General features: G+C 61.9%; 21 protein-coding genes and 1 pseudogene. 12 read left to right on the top strand and 10 right to left on the bottom strand.

Features of this window, described 5'->3' with window-relative positions:
* Nucleotides 1–6: 6 nt before the first annotated feature.
* Genes JP75_RS01375 through JP75_RS01360 form a run of 4 tightly spaced genes read right to left on the bottom strand, consistent with a single transcriptional unit; the run spans nucleotide 7 to nucleotide 4,069 of the window.
* Entirely contained in the window at nucleotides 7–861 is an 855-nt protein-coding gene (locus JP75_RS01375) for a carbohydrate ABC transporter permease (protein ID WP_035078030.1), read from the bottom strand.
* Nucleotides 858–1,727: a carbohydrate ABC transporter permease gene (locus JP75_RS01370; protein WP_051960094.1), complete on the bottom strand. Its 870-nt coding sequence runs from the start codon at nucleotides 1,725–1,727 to the stop codon at nucleotides 858–860. The genes JP75_RS01375 and JP75_RS01370 overlap by 4 nt, the downstream gene beginning before the upstream one ends.
* A gap of 47 nt (nucleotides 1,728–1,774) precedes the next feature.
* Nucleotides 1,775–3,088, bottom strand: coding sequence for an ABC transporter substrate-binding protein (locus JP75_RS01365; protein WP_035078027.1), 1,314 nt, complete (start codon nucleotides 3,086–3,088; stop codon nucleotides 1,775–1,777).
* A 12-nt stretch (nucleotides 3,089–3,100) separates the two neighbouring features.
* Nucleotides 3,101–4,069: a nucleoside hydrolase gene (locus JP75_RS01360; RefSeq protein ID WP_035078024.1), complete on the bottom strand. Its 969-nt coding sequence runs from the start codon at nucleotides 4,067–4,069 to the stop codon at nucleotides 3,101–3,103.
* Nucleotides 4,070–4,246: 177 nt separating this feature from the next.
* Between JP75_RS01360 and JP75_RS01355 the strand changes: the two genes are divergently transcribed.
* The 6 genes from JP75_RS01355 (at nucleotide 4,247) to xth (ending at nucleotide 11,141) form a co-directional block, all read left to right on the top strand.
* Nucleotides 4,247–5,164 carry a LysR family transcriptional regulator gene (locus tag JP75_RS01355; protein ID WP_035078022.1) on the top strand — a complete coding sequence of 306 codons (918 nt, stop codon included), beginning with the start codon at nucleotides 4,247–4,249 and terminating at the stop codon, nucleotides 5,162–5,164.
* Nucleotides 5,165–5,278: 114 nt separating this feature from the next.
* Nucleotides 5,279–7,714, top strand: a complete 2,436-nt coding sequence (gene ligD / locus JP75_RS01350) for a DNA ligase D (protein ID WP_035078020.1) — start codon at nucleotides 5,279–5,281, stop codon at nucleotides 7,712–7,714.
* 33 nt (nucleotides 7,715–7,747) lie between these two features.
* Nucleotides 7,748–8,653, top strand: a complete 906-nt coding sequence (ku, locus tag JP75_RS01345) for a non-homologous end joining protein Ku (RefSeq protein ID WP_035078017.1) — start codon at nucleotides 7,748–7,750, stop codon at nucleotides 8,651–8,653.
* A 6-nt stretch (nucleotides 8,654–8,659) separates the two neighbouring features.
* Nucleotides 8,660–9,736, top strand: coding sequence for a tetratricopeptide repeat protein (locus tag JP75_RS01340; RefSeq protein WP_035078014.1), 1,077 nt, complete (start codon nucleotides 8,660–8,662; stop codon nucleotides 9,734–9,736).
* The gene (locus tag JP75_RS25720; protein ID WP_084587357.1) at nucleotides 9,733–10,377 is read left to right on the top strand and encodes an alpha/beta hydrolase family protein; all 645 of its coding nucleotides are present in this window, start codon (nucleotides 9,733–9,735) and stop codon (nucleotides 10,375–10,377) included. Before JP75_RS01340 ends, JP75_RS25720 begins: the two co-directional genes overlap by 4 nt.
* The gene (gene xth, locus JP75_RS25715; protein ID WP_084587406.1) at nucleotides 10,374–11,141 is read left to right on the top strand and encodes an exodeoxyribonuclease III; all 768 of its coding nucleotides are present in this window, start codon (nucleotides 10,374–10,376) and stop codon (nucleotides 11,139–11,141) included. Before JP75_RS25720 ends, xth begins: the two co-directional genes overlap by 4 nt.
* Nucleotides 11,142–11,195: 54 nt before the next feature.
* Here xth and JP75_RS27280 read toward each other — a convergent pair.
* Nucleotides 11,196–12,359: pseudogene (locus tag JP75_RS27280) on the bottom strand (MFS transporter); the annotation flags it as partial.
* A gap of 4 nt (nucleotides 12,360–12,363) precedes the next feature.
* Between JP75_RS27280 and JP75_RS01325 the strand changes: the two are divergent.
* Nucleotides 12,364–13,476, top strand: coding sequence for a LacI family DNA-binding transcriptional regulator (locus JP75_RS01325; RefSeq protein ID WP_084587355.1), 1,113 nt, complete (start codon nucleotides 12,364–12,366; stop codon nucleotides 13,474–13,476).
* Nucleotides 13,477–13,669: 193 nt separating this feature from the next.
* Here the strand turns inward: JP75_RS01325 and JP75_RS01320 are convergent, their stop codons facing one another.
* On the bottom strand, nucleotides 13,670–14,443 hold the full coding sequence (locus JP75_RS01320; RefSeq protein ID WP_035078003.1) for an SDR family oxidoreductase: 774 nt from the start codon (nucleotides 14,441–14,443) through the stop codon (nucleotides 13,670–13,672).
* An 86-nt stretch (nucleotides 14,444–14,529) separates the two neighbouring features.
* Here JP75_RS01320 and JP75_RS01315 point away from each other — a divergent pair, with 86 nt between their 5' ends.
* Entirely contained in the window at nucleotides 14,530–15,147 is a 618-nt protein-coding gene (locus JP75_RS01315) for a TetR/AcrR family transcriptional regulator (RefSeq protein WP_035078000.1), read from the top strand.
* Between the two features lie 125 nt (nucleotides 15,148–15,272).
* Here JP75_RS01315 and JP75_RS01310 read toward each other — a convergent pair whose 3' ends face one another.
* The 3 genes from JP75_RS01310 to JP75_RS24995 form a co-directional block, all read right to left on the bottom strand.
* Nucleotides 15,273–16,505, bottom strand: coding sequence for a multidrug effflux MFS transporter (locus tag JP75_RS01310; protein ID WP_244446229.1), 1,233 nt, complete (start codon nucleotides 16,503–16,505; stop codon nucleotides 15,273–15,275).
* 210 nt (nucleotides 16,506–16,715) lie between these two features.
* Nucleotides 16,716–16,946, bottom strand: coding sequence for a hypothetical protein (locus JP75_RS01305; protein WP_152565695.1), 231 nt, complete (start codon nucleotides 16,944–16,946; stop codon nucleotides 16,716–16,718).
* A gap of 108 nt (nucleotides 16,947–17,054) precedes the next feature.
* Entirely contained in the window at nucleotides 17,055–17,648 is a 594-nt protein-coding gene (locus JP75_RS24995) for a TetR/AcrR family transcriptional regulator (protein ID WP_051960092.1), read from the bottom strand.
* A gap of 232 nt (nucleotides 17,649–17,880) precedes the next feature.
* Between JP75_RS24995 and JP75_RS01295 the strand changes: the two genes are divergently transcribed.
* The 4 genes from JP75_RS01295 to JP75_RS01280 all read left to right on the top strand — a co-directional run bounded on the left by JP75_RS01295 (nucleotide 17,881) and on the right by JP75_RS01280 (nucleotide 21,061).
* Nucleotides 17,881–19,284, top strand: a complete 1,404-nt coding sequence (locus JP75_RS01295; protein ID WP_051960091.1) for an MFS transporter — start codon at nucleotides 17,881–17,883, stop codon at nucleotides 19,282–19,284.
* Entirely contained in the window at nucleotides 19,284–20,117 is an 834-nt protein-coding gene (locus JP75_RS01290) for a phosphosulfolactate synthase (protein WP_035077993.1), read from the top strand. The genes JP75_RS01295 and JP75_RS01290 overlap by 1 nt, the downstream gene beginning before the upstream one ends.
* A gap of 129 nt (nucleotides 20,118–20,246) precedes the next feature.
* Nucleotides 20,247–20,597 carry an ArsR/SmtB family transcription factor gene (locus JP75_RS01285; protein ID WP_425277244.1) on the top strand — a complete coding sequence of 117 codons (351 nt, stop codon included), beginning with the start codon at nucleotides 20,247–20,249 and terminating at the stop codon, nucleotides 20,595–20,597.
* Entirely contained in the window at nucleotides 20,594–21,061 is a 468-nt protein-coding gene (locus JP75_RS01280; protein ID WP_035077987.1) for an SRPBCC family protein, read from the top strand. The genes JP75_RS01285 and JP75_RS01280 overlap by 4 nt, the downstream gene beginning before the upstream one ends.
* Here JP75_RS01280 and JP75_RS01275 read toward each other — a convergent pair.
* A complete protein-coding gene (locus tag JP75_RS01275; protein ID WP_035077984.1) occupies nucleotides 21,055–21,354 on the bottom strand; it encodes a hypothetical protein in 300 nt (99 codons plus the stop codon). The two genes, JP75_RS01280 and JP75_RS01275, sit on opposite strands and share 7 nt — an antisense overlap.
* Nucleotides 21,355–21,360: the final 6 nt, after the last annotated feature.

The following is a 21,360-nucleotide window of genomic DNA, read 5'->3' as shown; positions in this document are numbered from 1 at the left end:
ACTCCTTCAGCCCTTGATGCCGGCCCCGGCCAGACCCTGCACGTAATAACGCTGCAGGGGCAAAAGCAGGGCGATGGGGATCAAAGCGGTGATGACCGAAACCGCAAAAAGCTGGTTCCAGATGGTTTGATATTGTTGCTGGAAGGCGGCCATGCCGACCTGGATGACCTTGAACTGCTGGCTGGGCATGGCCAGCAGCGGCCAGAGAAAGGCCTCCCACTGGAAGATGAACAGCAAAAGCGCCGCGCTGATGCAGGTGGGAAGCGACAGCGGCACATAGATGCGCAGCAGAATGTCGATCCAGCTCACCCCATCGAGCCGGGCCGCCTCGGCATAGTCCTTCGGCACCTGGCTGAAGAACTGATAGAAGAGGAAGACGGCAAGCCCATTGGCGACGCTGGGCACGATCAGGGCCGCGATATTGTCGAGCCACCCCAATTGCTGGGTGACCGTATAGAGCGGCAGGGCGATGGCCTCAAAGGGCAGCATGAAGCTGATGATGATGGCCGAGAGGATGAACTTCTTGCCCTTGAAGTCGAACATGGCAAAGGCAAATCCCGCCGCGCCGTTGACGATCAGCCCCGCCGCCATGGTCACCAGGGCCACCAGCATGGTGTTGGCGATGATGAGCCCGAAGCCGCGCTCGAAAATGCCGCCATAGGCTTCGAGGGTGAAGGGCGCCGGCAAAAGCGCCTTGGGCGTGAACGGAAAAATATCCGCAAAGATCGCGCTATTGGGGCGCAGCGACGACACGATCGCCCACCACAAGGGCAGCACGAAGATGAAGGCGATGATGAGATAGGCGAGATGCTTGAGCCCAAGGCTCAGAGCCTTGCCTGGCCGGTCACTGCGAGCGGTCATTGGCGTGCCTCCCGGCCCGAAAGCAGCTTGAACTGCGCTGCAACGATGATGAGCAGAATGGCGACCACGACGACGATGATGGCCATGGCCCGGCCCATATCGCCGAAGATGAAGCCCGATTTATAGGCCTCGTACATCAGCACATTGGTGCTATCGGCCGGACCGCCCTGGGTCAGCATGAAGATCGGCGCAAAGAGCAGGAAATTGATCGAGACATCGGCGACCAGCACGAAAAGCAGGGTGGGCCGCAAGAGCGGAATGGTGATGAAGATCAGGCGCTGCCAGGGCTTGACGCCATCGAGGCGCGCGGCGTCGTAGATTTCGGGCGAGATGGTCTGCAGCCCGCCGATGATGAAGATCATCCAGTAGGAAATGCCCTTCCAGGTGGCGATGGCGATGATCGAATAGAGCGCGAGGCTTTCCGAGGTCAGCCAGGGTTGGGCAGGCACGCCGGCAATGCCGATCAGCCCGTTCACGAGACCGTCCTGGGTGAGCATGATGCGCCAGATGATCACGGCCGTGGGCAGGGAGACGCCAATGGGGATGAGAAAGAGCACACGGTAAAGCGTGACGCCCCGGAACTGCTGGACATAGAGCAGGGCCAGGCCCAGCGCGAGGGCGATCTGGATGGGGTTGATCAGCAGGTTGAACCAGAAGGTCACCTGCATGGATTTCCAGAAGGTGCGGTCCGAAAGCAGCGAGAGGTAATTGTCGAAGCCGACAAAGACCTGCTGCCCGCGCACTATGTTGAAGAAGCTGTCGCTGACCGCCAGGGCCACCGGATAAAGGCGGAAAACGACAAGCCCGATCAGCGCCGGAGCCAGAAGGGCTGCAATCAGCAAAACCGGAGTGCGCGATCGGAACATTGTCGTTTCCCTCGGGCGCCCGCGGGAGGTCGGGCGCCCTTTGACGTTTACTGCGCGACGCGAGACGCGGCGGACTCGAATTTTTGTACGGCGCTGGCCAGGGCATCGGCAACCGGCACGCCATTGGCGATGTCGACAAAGGCCGTGCGGAAGGCATCCTGCAACTGGCCATAGGCAGCCGTTACTGGGCGGGCCTTGGCCGTGTTCAGCGAGTCATAGACCCCGAGACGGAAGACGTTTTGCGGGAAGGCATCGTATTCCGGCGCGGTGCTGATGGTGTCGAGCAGGGGCTTATAGGTGGGCAATTGCTGGAGGCTGTCGAACCAGACCTTGGTGCCGGCATCGCTGGTGGTCAGGTAGCTGGCAAAATCCATGGCCTCGGCCTGATTGGCGGAGGCGGCATTGACCCCGACATACCAGGAGCCGGTGGGCGTCACCACCGAACCACCCTCGAAATAGGGATAAGGCGCTACGCTGAAGTCGATATCGGTGGCCGAAAGGATGGGCAGGTTCCAGGTGCCGCCGGCGAACATGGCAAGCTGGCCATTGCCGAAGAGCGAAGCGGCCTCGCCATAGCCGAGGCTTTTGGGGCTCACCGCCCAGGCATTGTAAAGGTTGCCCCAATAGGTGGCGCCCTTGGTCCAGGCTTCGCTGTCGAGATAGCCCTTGGCTGTATAGCCATCCGGGCCGATGACGGGGCTGCCGAGAGATTCGCCGAAGGGCTGGAGCTGATAGAGTTCGCCGAACTGCTCGACCGTAAAGCCGTAGGTCGTGGTGCGGCCATTGTCGGTCACGGTCAGCTTGCGGGCCGCGTCGGCCACCTGTTCCCAGGTCCAGCGTTCGCTTGAAGCGAGCGTGTCGATATCGGCCTGCGTCGCAGTTTCGCCCTTGGTCAGCCCGGCCGGCGGGGTAATGCCGGCGGCCTCGAAGAGCGCATTGTTGACATAGAGCACCTGCGCCGAATTGTTGATCGGCAGGGCATATTGGGTGCCCTCATACTGGCCAGCCTCGATGGCGGCGGGCACCAGCGCACTGGTGTCGATCCCCGCATCGATGGGCGAGAGGAAGCCGCGGGACGCGTAGCTCGCAAGGAGCGGCGCATCGACATAAACGAGGTCGATGCCGGCATCGGCCGAACGCAGGCGCAGTTCGGCGACCTGGAAGAATTGGGCGAAGGGATAGGGCTGGAGATTGATGGCAATGCCGGGGTGGTCGGCCTTATAGGCATCGACCACGGCCTGCATGGCCGCGGTGTCGCCACCCTCGATGACGATCATGTTGAGCGTCTTGTCCTGGGCCAGCGCGGTGCCGGCGAGAAGGCTGGCAGCTAGGCCGGCGATGGCAAACGTGATGGTCTTCATCCTGGGCACCCTTTACTTGGTTGAGGAAATTCGGCCGGCCGCCCAGCTCAGGGCCTGGGTAACCAGCGCGGCAAAGCGTTGCGGATCGGCCTTCATGGCGACGGTGACATTCTTGACCCTCTGGTCATGGGCGGGATCCTGCGGCCGCAGGTCGATCAGGGTCTGGCCATAGCCGCCATCGGCACCCACCAGAACCTCGCCGGGATAGGCGGTGAGCTCGAAGATGGAAGGATCGATGAGATAGGCCACGGCGCAGGGGTCGTGCATCGGAGCACCCGGCTTGTCGGCCCCGGCGAAGCTGTAATAGGTGCCGCAGTAGAAATCCATGATATCAGCCACCGGATTGCTGCCGGCGCGGGCCGCGCGGATCTGGGCGACATCCTCGCGGCGCATCAGCGTCTGATGGGTCACATTGAGGCCGAACATCACCAATTTTACGCCAGACCGGAACACCATGCGCGCCGCTTCGGCATCGGCCCAGATATTGAATTCCGCCGCCGCAGTGACATTGCCTTCGCCCGCCGAGCCGCCCATGAAGATGACCTGCTTGATCTTTTGCGCGAGGCCCGGCCGCAGAGCCAGGGCCAGTGCGATATTGGTCATCGGTCCGACAACCACGAGGGTTATTTCGCCGGGAGCCGCCTCGACCCGCTCGATGATGGCGTCGACGGCATGTTGCGGCTGCGCCTTGCTGCGCGCAGGGGGCAGCTCTTCGCCCGCGCTGTCGAGGCCGCTCGGCCCATGAAACTCGGCGGGAAAGGCATAGCGATGCAGCAACGGCAATTCGGCCCCGGCATAGACCGGAACATCGAGCCCAAAGGCGTCGACGATGCGCAGGGCATTGTTGGTCGTATGGTGGAGCGGCGCATTCCCGCAGACGGCGGTTATGGCTTCGAGCTGGATCGAGGGATGCCACGCGGCCAGGAGGATGGCCGCCATGTCGTCATGGCCGGGATCGCAGTCGATGATGATACGGTGCATGTCACTCAAAACGGCAGACTCTTTCATAACGCAGTTTTGCTGAGGCATTTTTAGCCGCTCCGATTACAACGTATTGGCTAGGTATTGCCTTGGAAAGTTCTGCCAACGCTAGGGCAGATGACAGAAGGGCGACAGCAGACTATTTTGCGTTTCGATTGACTTTTCCTGAGGCAAATCGTGCTGCACCTGCTCAACGCCATGCGCGCCTTCGAGGTCGCGGCCCGTCTCGGCAGCATCCGGCGCGCCGCCGAGGAGCTGCGCGTCTCGGACGGGGCCGTCAGCCGCCACATCAAGAACCTCGAGGACGAGCTTGGCGTGCCGCTTTTCGAGCGCGGCAACCGCTCCCTCAAACTGACCCCGGCGGCCGCGACCTTTGCCGCGACGCTCACCGAGGCCCTGGCTTCGATCAACCGGGGCACCGAACATTTGAGGGCCCTCCACGACCAGTCCACCATCATGCTGACCGCGCCCGACACCTTTCTCCTGCGCTGGCTCGTGCCGCGCCTGCAGAGCCTTGAAAAGGCGTTGGGCGGCGTGTCCGTCCGCATCACCACCTGGACGCGCGAAATCAATCCGGCCGATCGATCTATCGATATTTATGTGGGCGTCGGCAAACCGCTCGACATTCCGGGCATGATCGTCAGCCCGGTCGCTCCCGAAACCTTCGGGCCGGTGATCAGCCCCATGATCGTGCGGGGCCGGACGATGGATGCGGCAGCCATCTGGCAAATGCCGCGGCTCGACATTCGCTGGCCTCCGGACATGTGGACCAACTGGGCCCGCGAAGCCGGCATTGTCCTGCCGCAGCGCGAAAGCGTCTGGTATGATAGCCTTTCCTTCAGCGTACAGGCAGCCGAAGCCGGCCAGGGCGTCGCCATCGGCCCGGGTCCCGCCATTTGGGACGCGCTGGAGCAGAACCGGCTGATTGCCCCGCTCGGCATGGTGATGCGTTCCGGCTACTGGTTTCTCGCTTGGAGAGAAGATCGCCCGAACCGCATGATGCAAACGGTGCGACGATGGTTCGAGACAGAAATGGCGCGAGGGCTGAAGTTTGAAACTGATGGCGGTAGTCAGCCATCCCATGCACGGCCATAGGGTATAGGTTGGCTCGGGCCATCTGGGCTGAGGTGCCTTAGAGGCTCCTGGCAGGCCACACTTCAACCAGCAAAAATAGTTCCCCGTTTCACTTTGTGTGCCTAACATCGCGGTATGAGTGAGAACCGCCTAAAGGTCTATCGCGACAAGCGTGACTTCGCGCGTACGGCAGAGCCGTTCGGGACGGATGGCGCGGATTCCTTTCGCTTCGTGGTCCACAAACATCATGCCACCGCCGATCACTATGATCTCCGCCTCGAACTGGGCGGCGTCCTCAAGAGTTGGGCCGTGCCCAAAGGTCCTTCGCTTAATCCGGCGGACAAGCGGCTCGCAGTGGCTACCGAGGACCATCCTGTGGACTATCTGGATTTCGAAGGCGTCATCCCGGCCGGAGAGTATGGCGGCGGGCCGATGATCGTTTGGGATACCGGCACCTGGGCGCCAATGGGAGACCCAGCGGCCGATATCGCCAAGGGTGCCTTCAAGTTCCGGCTGGCCGGCGAAAAGCTCAACGGCGGCTGGATGCTGACCCAGCTCAAGAACCGATCCGAGGACAAGGGGAAGGTCAACTGGCTGCTGTTCAAGGAACACGACCAGGCTATGGATATTGCGAACGATATCCTTCAGACCCGCCCGGAAAGCGTCAAGACCGGCCGGCGTATCGAGGAGCTGCTGGCGCCGGCGACTCCCCCGCCGCGCAAGCGCCGCGCGTCGTTGAAGCCGGACAAGCTCAAGGGTGCCGTGGCGTCGGCCATGCCGGCCAAGTCATCTCTCCAGCTCGCAACCGCCGCCGCCGCGCTGCCTGCGGACAGCAAGACCATCACCTGGTTGCACGAGATTAAGTTCGACGGCTATCGCACCTTGGCGCGCCTCGATAACAAGACGGCCCGTTTCATCACCCGGGGTGGCCTTGATTGGACGCGCCGCTATGGCGATCTGCCTGATGTATTCGCGACCCTGCCGTGCCGGCAGGCGGTGATCGATGGCGAAATCGTGGTGCTCGATGCGCAGGGCGTCAGCAGTTTTGGGCGCTTGCAGGAGGAGCTTTCGGAAGGGCGGCCACGCAACCTGCTATTCTTCGCTTTCGACCTTCTGTACCTCGATGGGTGGGACCTGCGCGGGGTCGCGCTGCGCGACAGGAAGGCGCTGCTCAAGGCCCTTATTGCGGATGCGCCATCGGCAATTCAGTTCAGCGATCATGTGGAAGGGCAGGGCGATGCCCTCTTCGATCAGGCCATCGATCGTGGCCTTGAGGGGCTCGTTTCCAAGCGCGTGGACAGCATCTATAGCGGCAGCCGGTCGGGCACCTGGCTCAAGATCAAGGCGCCGAAAACCGGCTATTTCGTCATCGCCGGATATACGGCATCGCCCGAAGCCGGCGGCATCGGCGCCATCGCCGTTGCCGAATGGGTGGGGGACGATCTCATCTATCGCGGCAAGGTCGGCACCGGCTTTGATGCCGCCGATATGGCAAGTCTCCTCGAACGTCTCGAGGCTCTCGAAGGTGGCGATCGGCTGGCCGGCTTTCCGAGGGAAGTCATCGCAGTCAAACCCCAACTAACGGCCCGCGTTCGCTATGCTGCCATCACCAGCGACGGCATGTTGCGCCATGCTGTTTTCAGGGGATTGCGCGAAGCGAGCCTTTCGGGCGGCAGCCAGCGACCGCGCAAAAGGCTGGTGACCGACGCCGACCTCGCCAGCATCTGGGTCACCAATCCAACCCGTCGGCTCTTCGGCTCCAACGGTCCCACCAAGCTCGACATCGCCGTCTATTACGCAAGCGTCGGCGATTTCATGCTGCCGCACCTCCTCAGCCGGCCCGTGTCACTGTTCCGTTGCCCTACCGGCAAGTCAGCGGACTGCTTCTTCCAGCGCCACCCCTTTACCGGCATGCCCGAGAGCATCGCCAGGATCGAGACTGCCAATTCCGAGGGCGAGAAGAAAACCTTCATCGCCGTCACCGACACCAAGGCCTATCTGGCGCTGGCCCAGTTCGGGGCCGTCGAGTTCCACTCCTGGGGCACTCATATCGACCATCTCGACAAGCCCGATCGCATCATCTTCGATCTCGACCCTGGCGAGGGGGTCGCGTGGCGCGATGTCGTCAATGCCGCGGTGCATCTGCGCGACGAACTGCAGGAAATGGGACTCGTGCCCTTCGTCAAAACCTCCGGTGGCAAGGGCGTCCATATCGTCGTGCCGACATCGCGAAAACTCGACTGGAAAGCCTCGCATGCCACCAGTGGCCGCATCGCCGAGAAGCTCGCTGCCACCGGCCCCGACACCTTCGTCACCGTGATGGGCGCAGAGAACCGCAAGCGCCGGATCTTCATCGACTATTTTCGGAATGCGCGCAGCGCGACGGCGGTCGCTGCCTACTCGCTTCGGGCGCGCACCCATTTGCCCGCATCGACGCCAATAGAGTGGCGGGACCTTGAGTCTATCGACTCTCCTCAGGACCTCAATTACTCTACCCTTCCGAGATTATTAACGATGTCCGGCGACCCGTGGGCAGCCATTAACGAGTCATCGCGAGACCTCCCGGCATAGTTATTGGTGATTGTGTTTGAGTAGGAGGCGACCATGGCTCCACGGGCCAGTTGGAAGGGACATCTGCGGCTGAGCCTGGTGTCATGTGCGGTCAAGATGTATCCCGCGACCAGCACGTCGGAGCGCATCAGCTTCAACCAGCTCCACAAGGACACGCACAACCGGATCAACATGAAGCCGGTCGATCCCGAGCTGGGGCTCGTCGAGCGCGCGGACCTGGTGAAGGGCTACGAATATGAGCCCAAGCAATATGTGATCATCGACGACGCCGATCTTGAGGCCGTGCGTATCGAATCCAGCCACACGCTCAATATCGAAGCCTTCGTCGATGAGGACGAGATCGACGTCCTCTATCAGGATGCGCCCTATTACCTGGCGCCCGATGGCGCCATGGCCGAGGAAACCTTCGTCGTTTTGCGCGAGGCCATGCGGCGTAGCGGCAAGGTGGCCATTGCCAGGCTTGTCCTCTCGAGCCGCGAGCGCATCGTGACCATCGGCGCGCGCGAAAACGGCATGTTCATCACCACCCTGCGCAATCCCAACGAAGTGCGCGGCACGACCGAATATTTCGACAATATTCCCGTCGGCAATCCGGACGCGGAAATGCTCGACCTTGCTGAAAAGCTGATCGAGCAGAAGGTGACGACCTTCGATCCCAAGGCCTATGAGGATCGCTACGAGATTGCCCTGATGGGGATGATCAAGGAAAAGCTCAAGGGTCACAAGCCGATCGTGGCTTCCGCACCGGACCGCGGCAATGTCATCAATCTGATGGACGCGCTCAAGGCCAGCCTTGGCGAAGCCAAGCCTGCCGCCAAGAGCCGAGCCAAGGCACCGGCCGCTCCGGTCAAGGAAAGTGCCACCAAGGTGTCGCTCAAGGAAGCCCTCGATGCCAGCAAGACGGCCAAGCCGAAGGCGGCTCCGCGAAAGAAGGCGTAGTCCGGCATGGAGTTCAGCGGGGCCAGTATTGGCGTCGTCGGGGCGCTCAGGGCCTTCCCGCTGAGGTCGGCGGCGCGGCGGATATCGCAAGGCGGCGGACGCCTCCATCGTGGACTACCGCGCGGCACCACCATGGCCATATTTTGCCGCTCGTTGCTTTCCCGTCTTGATGCTGCAGCGATCGAAAGCCGTGTCGAGCAGGCCCGCGCCGATGTGGGCAGCGTGCGCAGCGAAAATGGCCTGATGCGCCTGATGGGTCTGCTCCCCAAGCCGGCCGCCGGGGGCATGCCGCGCCAATCGCTTCTCGATCAGTCGGGCCTTGGCGCCAAAACTCTCGACCTGCTCGTTCTCTTCGACGCCTTCGAACACGACACCGAGCCCTTTTCCTTTCGCGACCTGATCCTTGCCAAGAAATATGCCGGACTGGAAAAGTCCGGCGCCGCCTGGCACGACATCGCCAAATCCCTGCACGGCGTGGGGCCCGTCGGCTCCCTGACAGCGCTGACGCTGCAGGCGAGCGGCGACAGGATCGTTGCGGAAGACGCATTTTCCTTGGCCGAACTCGATGGGCAGCGCCTGCTGGCGCTCGACGAGCAGGCAGATACCGCTGAAGACTATTTTACCCATGCCGAGACGGCCGAGCAGGCCGGCCTCTTCGCCGAGGCGGCGGTACTCTACGGACATTGTGCCGCGGTCGACCCGAGCGACGCGACAGCCCCCTTCAATCAGGGCAATTGTCTGCGCGAGGCGGGCGACCTCGATGCCGCGCAGCTTGCCTATGCCGCAAGCCTCAAACGCGATCCGGCTTTCGTCGAATCCTGGTTCAACTGCGCTGACGTCCTGCGTCAGCTTGGGCGCCTTGAGGCCGCGCGCGCGCATTTGCAACGCGCCATCACCATCGATCCGCTTTATGCCGATGCCGTCTACAATCTGGCGGCCCTCGACTATGAGATGGGTAATCTCGAAGAGGCAGTTGCCGGCTGGCGTCGCTATCTTGAACTCGATGAAAGCTCGGATTGGGCCCGCCGGGCCCGTGCCGGCATTACCCTTGTGTCCCAGGCGACCCGGAGCCAGGCTGGATGACCACGCAGTTTCTGTTCGACGGGCCCGAGGACGCCCGCGTCACTCTATTGCTCGCGCATGGCGCCGGCGCCCCGATGGACTCCGCCTCGATGAATGCGACCACAAAGGTCTTGGCCGCAGAGGGTTTTCGCGTGGCGCGCTTTGAGTTCGGCTATATGGCGAGCCGCAGAACGTCGGCGGGGAAGAAGCCCCCGCCCAAGGCGGAAACCGTCATGCCGGAATACCTTGCCGCTGTGGATGATCTTGGCCCAACCAATGGCCCGCTGATCATAGGCGGCAAATCCATGGGCGGGCGCGTTGCCAGCATGGTGGCGGATGCGCTGTTCGACGCCAACCGCATCGCGGGCCTCTTGTGCCTCGGCTATCCGTTTCATCCGCCCGGCCGGCCTCAACAATTGCGCACTGCCCATCTCATCGGCCTTAAGACGCCTGCACTGATCTGTCAGGGCACCCGCGACGAGTTTGGCGATCGATACGAAGTGGGAGAATTCGGCCTCTCCGATGAGATCGAGCTGTTCTGGCTTGAAGATGGCGACCACGATCTGAAACCGCGCAAGGCGATCTCAGGCTTCACCACTGCCGGCCACCTCCAAAGCGTGGCCGAGCATGTTTCGACCTGGGTACAGCGCATCGCGCCGTGAAGATTGCGACCTTCAATATCAACGGCATCAACAGGCGCCTGCCCAACCTGATGGCGTGGCTTGCCGACGCCGCACCCGACATTGTTTGCCTGCAGGAGTTCAAGGCCGCGGACCGGCAATTTCCGGCGACTGCCCTTGCCGATGCGGGGTATCACGCAGTCTGGAAAGGTGAGCCGGGCTGGAACGGCGTTGCGATCCTCACCCGGGGCAATCCTCCAGTATTGACCCGCGACAGCCTGCCCGGTGCTCCCGACGACCATCAGGCCCGCTATATCGAGGCGGCCTGCAACGGCGTCATCATCGGCTGCCTCTATGCGCCGAACGGCAATCCCAGACCCGGTCCGAAATTCGACTATAAGCTCGCCTGGACGCAACGATTGATCGACCACGCCCAGGAGCTTTGGTCGAGCGATTTGCCCGTCGTCCTGGCGGGTGATTTCAACATCGTCCCCGAACCACGGGACATCTACGAGACCACATCCTACAAGGACAACGCGCTCGTTCAGCCCGAGAGCCGCGCGCTGTTCCAGCAATTGCTGGCGCAAGGCTGGACGGACGCGATCCGCCGAAAATATCCCGACGCGACGATCTACACGTTTTGGGATTACATGCGGAACCGCTGGCAGCGGGACGCCGGGCTGCGCCTGGACCATTTTCTTCTGAGCCGCTCCCTGGTCCCCAAACTCAAGCGGGCGGGGGTCGACAAAGAAGTGCGCGGGGAAGAAGGCGCCAGCGATCATGCACCGGTCTGGATCGTAATCTAGCCCGGTGACCCTGCTCATCTGAAATCGTAGAGACGGGGCCATGGCTGCAAGGCCAATCACCGCGGCCAGTGAGCAGAGCGCGGGAATGAAGAAAACATTTGGCAGGCCGAATGCGGCTACGCCGAGCCCGCCGGCCACGCCACCTAGCGCCATGCTCAATGCCGAAGCGGACATGAAGATAGCGGAGGCGGTCGCGACCGCACTCGGCAGAAGCCGCTGGGCAATGATGATGCCAAGGACCATGAAGAATCCCCAGACGCCGCCCATCAAGATCTGGCCGACGAACATGCCCACGACATCGCCCCAGAGCGCAAAGCACAGGTTCGCGCCAAGACCGAGCGCAGCGCCGATGCACATAAGCCAGAGAATGCCGATGCGGCGGCCGAGTACGACGCTGAACGGCATGATGATCAGCTCGATCAGGGGTTGAATGCCAATGACCGCACCGCGCAGGGCCGGATCGATGCCCAGTTGCTCTTCCATGTAGATCAGGAGGAAGCCGTATTTGATGGCTTCCCCGGCGTAAACAAGGACGAAAAGCCCGGTAAAGGCGAGGAGCGGGAGCATTTCCCTGAGCGTGGGGGCGCTGACAGCGACTCGCGGTTCGGCGCCATCGACACGCACCTGGCCCCGATCGCGGAGGCGGCCCAGCACCAGGATCTGGGTCAGAAAGCAGATCGCGGTGAGCCAGATCATCGGGCGCAGGCCATAGGTGGCCGCGACCCAGGCGCCGATCACCGGGCCGATGATCCAGCCGGCCGTATTGGCCATGCGGATGATGGCGACGACGCTGTCGTTCTTTTCTGCCGGGTTGGCGCTCTGCTCATCGTGAATGGCGGCGAAGAGTTGGGAAAAGGTAGCGCTGGAAAAGGCCAGCATGACGGCGCCCACCACGAAGGGCACCCAGACCTCGGTGGCGAGAGCCATAGTCGCCCAACCAACGAAGCCAGCCAGCGCACAGAGTCGGAAGAGATTGAGTCGATTGCCGGTGCGGTCCGAGTGCCGGCCGATCAGGTATCCGACGAGGGGACCGGCAAGGCTGGTCAGATAATAAAGCCCCGCCAGCGGCAGCGGCGCGCCCAACTCGCGCACCAGGAACAGCACGATCTGCGGTGCGGCGGCCGACGCGCCGACACCGGCAAGAAACAGGGCAATGGTCGAGCCCCGATAGAGCGGCGAAGCCAGAACCTGGGTAAGCGCCGGTGTCGTTCGGCCCATTGTCATGTCCGCCATTCTGCCCTCCACAGAAAACGTTTACTGTATTGCATATTGGGCTGTTTTCGTGTCGTCAATATCAGTCATGAGGAAGAAGCAATCTGCCGGTGGGCCCGGCATTCGCGAGGTTGCCAAGGCGGCCGGCGTGTCGGTGGCGACGGCGTCACGCGTTATGGCCAAGGCGGACTATCCTGTTGCCGCCGAGACGCGGCAGCGCGTACTCGACGCGGCGCGGGAGCTGAACTTCGTCCCCAACGCCCTGGCACGCGGATTGGTGCGGTCGAAGACGGATACGATCGGGGTCATCGTGCCGGGGATCATCAATCCCTACTACGCCGCGATGGTGGAGGCGATCGACCGGGAAGCGCGCAGCCATGGCCTTACCACCCTCCTCGCGCTGACGGATGGCAGTGAAGCGCGGCGAGAGGAGATTATCGACGAGTTGGTCAGCCGACGGGTAGACGGCCTCATCGTCTGTGCCGGGGCCGACGATCATCGCCCTGGGCGTGGTCCCGAAGCCTTGAGCGTGCCTGTCGTTCTAATCGGAGAGCAGCCCAACCTCGGCTTTCCCATTGTACTAACTGACAACCAAAAGGCCGGGTTCGAGGCGACGCAATATCTTTGGTCACTGGGCCATCGCCACTTCGTTTACCTGACCAGCCTGGCATCGTGGCATGACTTTCATCAGCGCGGCCAGGGCATGATGGCTTTCCTCAAGGGCGTCCACGAAAAGGCCGAGGCAGAAATCTGCGATGGGCTGTTTGGTGAGGCGGATGCCTATCAACGTGTCGCGGCGATGTGCGCAGCCGGGTTGTCGGCCACTGCTATTCTCGCCTCGACCGACCGCCACGCCCTGGGCGCACTGGCCGCTCTCGCCGATGCGGGGATCAAGGTTCCAAGCCAGGTATCGGTGATGGGTTTTGACGACTACATCACCAGCGGCTTCATTCGTCCGGCACTGACCACGATGCAGATGCCCGCAGCGGATATGGGCCGCCAAGCGGTGAAGGCGTTGGTAGGTCATCTCGACGCGCCGGCGCAAATCGAAACTATTCAGCTTCACGCCGTGCTCATCGAACGTTCATCCACGAGCATCGCACAAAATCGTGGACCGGCCTAAGCCCTCCCGGAGCCTGTCGGCCTTGGGCAAACATTTCCGATGGACAGACAGCCGAAATGGGGGCGCTCTGCGGAAGGCTTCTAAGTTCCGCAAGCGGCTCGATACGGAGTCATCTCGGGATTGGCCACTATGTGACGAATCAACTTAGTCCCTGCGAAAGGGCGGACTCACACATCCGCCCTTCCTCTATCCGCTAGATACGAGCGCCGCCGGTGGCGTCGAACACCTGGCCGGTGGCCCAACGGGCCTCGTTGGAAGCGACGAGCGCGATGACGTCAGCGACGTCATCCGGCTTGCCGACCCGCGAGAAGACCGACATCGCTTCGGCCCCGGCGCGCGCTTCGCTACCTGAGAGCCATTCGGCGTTCATGTCCGTTTCCGTCACGCCCGGCATGACTGTGTTGACGGTAATGCCGCGACGACCGAATTCGGGCGCCAGTGCCAGGGTCAGCGTCTCGAGCGCGCCCTTCGAGGCAGCATAAAGTGGATGGGTCGGTGCGGCGATGCGGGTAAAGCCGGTTGAGACGTTGATAATGCGGCCATTGTCGCGAATGTGGCTCGCGACGGCCTGAATCAGGAAGAACGGCGCCTTGAAGTTGATGGCCATCAACTCATCATAGGCGGCCTCGCTGGTGTCGGCGAGCGGGATCGCCGGGGCGATACCGGCATTGTTGACGAGAATATCGAGGGCCGGTTCACCGATCTCAACCTTGGCTGCTTGGCTGAACTGTTCCCAGATGCTGTCGGCGGCCGCCTTGCCGGTACGCAGATCGCCATGGACGGCGACGGCCTTGGAGCCAAGCGCTTCGATCTCAGCGATCGTCGCTTCGGCAGCAGCGGCGTTATTGCCATAGTGGACGCCGATCAAGGCGGCGCCTTCCCGAGCGAAGGCCAGGGCGGCAGCACGGCCGATCCCCCGTGAACTGCCGGTGATAAGAGCCACCTTGTTTGAAAGTCGGGCAGACATTGTTCGCTCCTTGCGAATTTATAATGGTCGCTATATAAATACGCGAAACCAGCACCGTCAATCTTTTTATAGCGATCGATATATAAATGAGCGAGTCAATGTCGAAGCGCGGCCGGCCGAGGCTGCTGGACAAGGAAGCGGGCCTTGAAGTCGCGGCGCGCCTGTTCTGGGAACATGGCTATGAGGGCACCTCTATCGCTGATCTGACCAAGGCCATGGGCATCACCCCGCCATCGCTCTATGCCGCTTTCGGATCGAAGGAGCAGCTCTACCAGCAGGCGCTCGAATACAATGCCGAGCGCGAAAACAAGCATCGGCTCGACCTTCTCAACAGCGATGTCCCGGCCTATGAGGCGCTGTCTTTCTACCTCCACGATGTGGCGCGCGAGTTCACCAATCCGGCCAAGCCACGCGGTTGCATGGTCTCCAACGCCGTGCTGCAGCACGCCAAGGAAAACGACGGGATCGCCGAGTCGGTCGCCGCGCGCCGCACGGCAACGACCAGGATCATCAAGACCCGCCTCGACCGGGCGATCAGCGACGGCGAATTGCCCGACGGCACCGACACCTGGGCCCTGGCGCATTTCTATGTGGCAGTGGTGCAGGGCATGTCGGCGCAGGCCTGTGACGGGCTCTGTGCAGCAACACTTATGCAACTTGCCGACTTAGCTCTGACAGCCTGGCCAGGTCGCAAGCCAAACTGAACGGCGTTGCTGAGGCGCAGATGCCACTTAGATTGCATCCGACACCTCTGCTTTGGCTTGGTCCATCCGAGCCATCTCGGAAATAGGGGCAACGTCACCTTCGCCGAAGCGGACGTCACGTGTTCCTATGTCGCGTCGGGCGTATTGATTTCGAGACGACGAGCAAACAGGGCGGAGCTCAAGGCGATGATCGCTGAGGCGAGCATCACCATCAGTAGGCCAGACCGGGCATTCTCTTCCGTCAAAACGGCACCTGCGATCGCGGCCATAATGGAAGCCCCTGCGACGGTGATTGCGCCGGCGAGACCGGCGGCGCTTCCTGTCTGCGTTGCACGAACCGAAATTGCCGCAGCATTGGCGCTGGGCTGCGTAAGTCCGTTCGATACTCCGACGAAAAGGCACGGCCCGAACAATGCCACCACATGATTGACGCCGGCAAAGTAGAGGACGATGCCGAACAAGAGACCCGCGCAAGCTACAATCCTTCCTGCAATCAGCAGGGTAGCCTGCGGGAGATTTCCGGCGAGTCGCCCGGCCAGAAAACTGCCAAGCATGAAGCCGCCGGTGATCGAGCCCATGTAGAGACCCAGAACTGCTGGCGATAGATCGAAGGCCGAAGCGGCCAGCGGGGCGCCAGCCAGGAAGGCATAGAAGGCGCCGACCGAGAAGGCCATGCACAGGCAATAGGCCATAAAGCGTTTTGAACTGAGCAGTTCGGGATAGGCCTTATATTGCTCCAGCATCGTTTGGGATCGCGACGTGTTCGTTTCGCGCAGGTCGGTCCAACACAATGCCAGGACCGCGATTCCAAGAAGGGCCAAAACGTAGAAGCTGGCCCTCCATCCAAATGCCTGGTCAAGCAGCCCGCCTGCCGTGGGGCCGAGCATAGGTGCAATAGCCCACGCCATGGCCAAGTAGCCGAACCGGCCTGCCGACTGATCTCTATCGGTCGTGTCACGGATCACCGCGAGCGACACCGCGTAGGTTGGCGCGATCACAGCCTGTACCATCCGGCAGGCTAGGAAAGTCCAGGTATCAGACGCTACGGCACACCCGAGTGTCGCAACGATAAATATCGCCAGGGCCCAGAGGATGACAGGCCGGCGACCAAAACGGTCCGAGAGCGGGCCCAGAACCAGTTGAAGGCATGCCGACACAATTGCATAGGCCGCCAGCGAGAGTCCGATGAGCCCATAATCTACGCCAAATTCGGCTGCCATTCGCGGGAGAGATGGAAGGAAGAAGTTGATCGGCAGGATGGCCAGTGCCGACAGAAGAACCAACGTGGACAGGCGAGGAGAAGCCGATGAACCTGGCATGATCAAAGCCAATTGCTTGTGTGGGAAACGGGGCAACAAAAAGGCCCCTGTGAGGGGCCGATTTATCCGCGCATGGGTGCTTTCGCCGGGCAGCTATGCTGCCGTGTCCATGCGCGCGCCTACTACGACCATGCCGTTTTGGATCATCATGCGCCGATTGTTACGGCGCGGAGGAATGTGCGTCAACTCGACCTCGCCGCCGAAACGCGAAGGGCCGGCGTGCGATTGCTCTGGATTAAGTTCTCACGGTCACGCCGACAGGCGCAGATGCGGGTGCGCTCGTCCGGGGAACAGGAGGCGAGAATCTGCCAGGCCCTCGCGCAGGAAGGTAAAGATTCGCTCGGGGAGGGGATAGGCATGGGTGATCTGCAACTGTTGGCGCACCGTGCCGCGGAAATCGGCGAGCAGCAGCACGGCGCTGCGCCGGCCGATCTTGCAGCCGACGGAGAGCACCCCGCCTTCGGCCAGGCTCATGGTCACGGAGGGTTTTCCAACCTTGCCCTTGACCCGCTCTGGCACCACTAGCGCAGGTGCCGGCGGCGCAAAACCCCGCAGTTGAACACGTGGTCACTTCGCATATTCGGAGGATCAGGGTTTTAGGCGCTCCTGCACCAGCGCCATGTGCCGGTCGAGAATGCTGACGAGGTCGAGCGAGGGATCGGTGAAGTGGATCAGCGCCGAACCGCGGCGGAACAGCAGGAGGGCCTGCGCCTCGGCCGCGACATCCGTATCGGCGCGCAGTTCGCCGCGCGCGACCGCTGCGCTCAGGCTCTCCGCCAGCCGCGCAAAGGTTGCCCGATTATAGTGCGCCATGACTTTTGCGAGCTCGCTATCGAACATAGCGCCGAGAAACAGCGCATAGAGCGCACGGGTCCGATAGCTGTCGAGCCCCTCGTCCGAGAGCGACCGCCTCCAGCGTACGCGCATCGATTCGATTCCCGACTCGATCCCAGGGTCGACAATCGCGGCCAGCGATTCGTGGGTGATGTGCTCGACGACGCGAACGAGCAGGGCCTCTTTGGTCTCGAAATAGTGGCCAGGCAGGCTGCGGCTATAGCCGGCCTCGTGGCCAACCTCGGCGAGGGTAAAGCCATTGGCGCCCTTTTCGGCAATCAGCTTGACGGCGGCGGCAAGCAGCCGGCTTTCAGATTCCTGCCGTCGCTCTTCCTGCGTGCGGCGCACGTTTTTCCCCTGATGCGTATTGCCTTCAACCCTTGTTCCTATGGACATTTTGGGGACCGGACAAGCCCCTTGCTGGTTAACCAGCAAAAACTTGCTTGACAACCAGCAAGTAAATTTCGCACCCTGAATGCACATGCTCGATGTTGAAGGGCAGGGAGGAAAGTGAATTGGTAAGAAAGATTGACGACGTCTGCGGCGCGCTCGGCGGCCGCGAAACGATGGGAGTCCGCTGATGGCCTCCGTGGCAGCTACCGCACCTGCACTGTCGCGGCCCGACCGCGCCGGCCTTGCCTGGGCCCTTTTCGAGGGCGGGCGCGTCCCCTATGTCATGATGCTGGGCGTGGTCTTCATGCCCTATTTTGCCAAGACCGTCGTCGGCGACGCGGTCGGCGGGCAGGCGGAAGTCGCCAATTTCGCCAAATATGCGGGTTTTGCCGCCGCGTGTACCGCGCCATTTCTGGGGGCGCTGCTCGATCAGCGTGGACGCCGCAAACCTTGGATCGTCGCTTTCATGGCGATCCTGGTCACCGTCGTCGCTGCGCTCTGGTTCGCCCAGCCGGGTGGCGTCGGGCTTCCTGTCACGGTGGTCGTCACCTTGCTCGTGCTCGGCAAGCTTTTCTACACCTATACCGAGATGCTTCATAATTCGCTTCTTGCCTCTGCGGCATCAGGCCGATCCATGGCGCAGCTATCGGGGTTATCGATCACCATCGGCTCGCTGAGCGGTTTTCTCTTTCTCATTTTCGTTCTCATCGCGCTGGTATTGCCGACACAGGGCACGAACATGTCGTCGGCGACCCCGCTTTACGGTCTCGACATTGCCAGCTTCCAGCATTTGCGCATCGTGCCGGTGCTCGCCGCGCTCCTGCTGCTCGTCGCTTGCGTGCCACTGCTCCTTTATGCACGCGATTACCCTTCGACGAACAAGAGTTGGGGAGCGTCCTTTAGTGGTGCCTTTGCTTATCTTGGTGGCCTGTCGCGCCATTTGAGGGCACAGCCCAATGCCGCCAAGTTTCTCCTGGCGCGTATGATCTATGCCGATGGCATTGCCGCCATTTCGATCTTTACTGGTGTTCTGGCGGGCGGGGTGATGGGCTGGAGCGCGACAGAGCTGCTGCTGCTTGGCATCGGCCAGCTTGCCGCCGCGGCGACCGGCGCCTTTTTCCTGGCACGGTTGGACATGCGTGTCGGCTCGAAGCGGACCCTGCAAATCATGCTCAGCGGCATGATCCTGGCGCTCCTCGTCATTGTCGGCACGTCGCCGGACAAGATCTTCTTCGTGCCGCTGGCGAATAGTCCCCTCGCCTGGGGTGGGCCGGTGTTCCAGCGCGTCACCGATGTGATCTTCTTGGCGCTGCTCCTCACCATGACGGGCCTGACTTCGGGCACGACCGCCTCGAGCCGTGCACTGCTTGCCTCGCTTAGCCCCGCCAGTGAAGCCGGCGCCTATTTTGGCCTTTATGCCATGGCGGGCACCGTCACGGCCTGGCTCGCGCCCATGGCTATCGGCTGGGCCACCCAGGCGACCAATTCACAACAAGCCGGCTTCGTCCCGGTAATTGCCTTGCTGGCCATCGGGCTGGCGCTGCTGTCGACGGTAAAGCCGTCGACGACCGTTAGGAAAGACCAAGAGTGATGACTATCGAGCGACTGCTGCCCGAGCAGAAGACCACGACCAAAGCCGCGGAGCGGGCTTTTAGCGACATCATCCCGATCGTTGAACCCAAGCCCAAGCCGCGCACCGTCGGGCTCACCGAAATCCGTTCGCCGGCCTATTCGCAGCACCAGTTGACCGGCATTGTCGAAGGGCTCGGCGACTTTGTGGATAGCGTCAAATGGACTTGCGGCACCCAGCGCCTGCTTGGGCGCGACAAGGTGAAGGAGATCAATGCCTATCTCCATGCCCATCAGATCGAAGTGTCGACCGGCGGGTTGATCGAGACGGTGCTGCCTCTGGGTGAAGCCGCAGTGCACCGCTATCTCGAACAGTCCAAGGAGCTTGGCTTCGATATTGTCGAACTCTCCTCGACCCTGGTCTCCCTCTCGGTTCAGGACAAGGCCAACTTGGTCAAGGCCGTGAATGCGCTGGGCATGAAGGCCAAGCCCGAGATCACGGGGTGGCCGCCGGGCGACCGTGGCAAGATCAGTTCCGAGAAGATGATCCGCGAGGCCGAGGCGATGGTGGAGGCGGGCGCCTGGACCATCATGATCGAGGAAGACGGACTTTTTTCGAGCGGCAATACCGCCAATGACGAGGGTAGCTGGAACCGGGATGCGGTTTGGCGCATCGCCTCGCGCATTCCCGAACAGATGCTCTATTGGGAAGCAAGCTCGGTGACCATCATCCGCTGGCTGCTCAACAGTTTCGGTCCGGACGTCAATATTTTCGCAGGCGCCGACGACCTAGGCTATATCGCGGCCTTCCGCTCGGGCACCTTTGCCATGAATATCTCCTCCTTCAACGGCTAGGCCGCCGGACTATCGCCGCCGTTCATGTCAGGCCCCCAGTTCAGCAATTGGACTGGGGGCCTTTTTGCGTGTCCAAAGACATTAAGGTTTGGGCAGAATTTACTTAGCCATTGCACTAAGTTTTGTGTCATGATACTTAGCCTTATGGATCAGTATTTACTCGATACACTCTTTCAGGCCCTTGCCGACCCGACTCGCCGGGCGGTCATTGGCCGGTTAGGAAAAGGTGCGGCGAGCGTGGGGGATCTGGCGGCGCCGTTCGATATGGCGCTGCCTTCGTTCATGAAGCACGTGCATGTGCTCGAGGCGGCCGGATTGATCCATACGCGCAAGGAGGGGCGGGTGCGCTATTGCGAGATCGATGAGGCGCGGTTGGCTGCCGTTGGCTCGTGGCTCGAAGAACAGCGCGCCATCTGGGAAAGCCGGACCGATCGGCTCGAGCGGTTTGTTGTCGAAAAGCAGAAGGAGCAGGAAAGATGAATTTTCGCCCCGAGACGGATCTCGAAATCACCCGCCTTATCAAGGCGCCGCGCAATGTCGTCTGGCAGGCCTGGACCAATCCGGAGCAGTTTGCGCAATGGTGGATTCCGGCGCCGGCTCTCTGCCGCGTCGTTGAGATGGATGTGCGGCCGGGTGGCGCGCTGCCGACGGAAATGAGCGAGGACGGCGGCGCCTTCGGGCCGCATATGGATGCCTGCTATCTTGCCGTCGAGGAAGGCCGGAAAATCGTCCTGACCAATGCGCTGAGCGGTGGCTGGCGTCCGGCAGCGAGCCCCTTCATGACTGCAATCATCACGCTTGACGATCACGATCAGGGCACTGCCTATCGGGCCCAGGTCCTCCACAAGGACGCGGAAACGCGCGCCTGGCACGAGGAAATGGGCTTCTTTGACGGCTGGGGTACCGTCGCCGCGCAATTGGCGGCGCTGGTCGAGCGTCAGTAGACGGGCCGGTAGGTGCCGGGTTCAAAGAACTGCATTTCTTCGCCACCACCAGGCTTGCGAACGAAAGCCCGAATGCAGCCATTCCAGCGCTCGACGCGGGTCGCGTCGACGCCGCGCTGGCGCAGATGCATCAGGTCAAAATTATCGCGGTCTTCCGCCGACATTTTGCCGCCGATCGAAAAACCGAACTCTACAATGCCGCTCTCGAATGCGCCGTCGCAGAAGGGCGCAGCCATGGTGCTTCCGGTCAGTAGGGCGACAAAACCGAGTGCGGTAACGAAGGGGCGGATCATCTCAAA

This window comes from Devosia riboflavina (assembly GCF_000743575.1).
GTDB classification, from domain to species: Bacteria; Pseudomonadota; Alphaproteobacteria; order Rhizobiales; family Devosiaceae; genus Devosia; species Devosia riboflavina.
This window is presented reverse-complemented; position numbering and strand designations above follow the sequence as displayed.